Source organism: Pseudomonas sp. NPDC087803 (genome assembly GCF_044742995.1).
Classification (GTDB): domain Bacteria; phylum Pseudomonadota; class Gammaproteobacteria; order Pseudomonadales; family Pseudomonadaceae; genus Aquipseudomonas.
Window position 1 is genome coordinate 1 of record NZ_JBIUVO010000152.1, and the last position, 1,495, is coordinate 1,495.

The 1,495-nt window shown below is 60.6% G+C and carries 1 pseudogene; it reads left to right on the top strand.

The window, feature by feature from the left end:
• A pseudogene (gene pnp / locus ACIOUG_RS27095) lies at nt 1-1,495 on the top strand (polyribonucleotide nucleotidyltransferase); the annotation flags it as partial.

The following is a 1,495-nucleotide window of genomic DNA, read 5'->3' on the forward strand; positions in this document are numbered from 1 at the left end:
CCGCTGCCCGAAGTCGCAGCCAAGCAAGCCGATCCAGGCAAGGGCTTCTTCCCTCTGTCCGTTCACTACCAGGAAAAAACTTACGCTGCCGGTAAGATCCCTGGCGGTTTCTTCAAGCGTGAAGGCCGTCCTTCCGACTAAGATAGCCTTTCTTGCCGACTGATCGACCGTCCGATCCGTCCGCTGTTCCCAGAAGGCTTCATGAACGAAGTGCAGGTTGTCTGCACCGTCGTTTCCACCAGCAAGAAGACCGATCCGGACAACGCTGCGATGATCGGTACCTCGGCTGCCCTGGCGATCTCCGGTATTCCGTTCGACGGCCCGATCGGCGCCGCTCGTGTAGCTTTCCACGAAAGCACCGGCTACCTGCTGAACCCGACCTACGAGCAGCAAGCTGCTTCGAGCCTGGACATGGTCGTTGCCGGTACTTCCGACGCCGTACTGATGGTTGAATCGGAAGCCAAAGAGCTGACCGAAGACCAGATGCTGGGCGCGGTACTGTTCGCTCACGACGAGTTCCAGGTGGTGATCAACGCCGTCAAAGAACTGGCCGCTGAAGCTGCCAAACCAACCTGGACCTGGGCTCCGGCTCCAGAAGCCACCGAATTGCTGGGCGCGATCCGTGCCGAGTTCGGCGAAGCGATCTCCCAGGCTTACACCATCACCGTCAAGGCTGACCGTTACGCACGTCTGGGCGAACTGAAAGACCAGGTTGTGGCCAAGCTGTCCGGCGAAGAAGGCCAGCCTTCGGCTGCTGACGTCAAAGCGGCTTTCGGCGAAATCGAATACCGCACCGTTCGCGAAAACATCGTAAACGGCAAGCCACGTATCGACGGTCGCGACACCCGCACCGTACGTCCGCTGAACATCGAAGTCGGTGTTCTGCCGAAGACTCACGGTTCGGCGCTGTTCACCCGTGGCGAGACCCAGGCTCTGGTAGTCGCGACGCTGGGTACTGCCCGTGACGCGCAGCTGCTGGACACCCTGGAAGGCGAGAAAAAAGACCCGTTCATGCTGCACTACAACTTCCCTCCGTTCTCGGTGGGCGAGTGTGGTCGCATGGGTGGCGCTGGTCGTCGTGAAATCGGTCACGGCCGTCTGGCCCGTCGTTCGGTTTCGGCCATGCTGCCGGCCGCTGACGTGTTCCCGTACACCATCCGTGTGGTTTCGGAAATCACCGAATCCAACGGTTCGAGCTCGATGGCTTCCGTTTGCGGCGCTTCCCTGGCCCTGATGGACGCTGGTGTTCCAATGAAGGCGCCGGTTGCCGGTATCGCCATGGGTCTGGTTAAAGAAGGCGAAAAGTTCGCCGTCCTGACCGACATCCTGGGTGACGAAGACCACCTGGGCGACATGGACTTCAAAGTAGCCGGTACCGCCAAAGGCGTTACTGCGCTGCAGATGGACATCAAGATCAAGGGCATCACCGAAGAGATCATGGAAATCGCTCTGGGCCAAGCCCTGGAAGCGGGGGGGGGGGGGGGGGGGGGGGGCC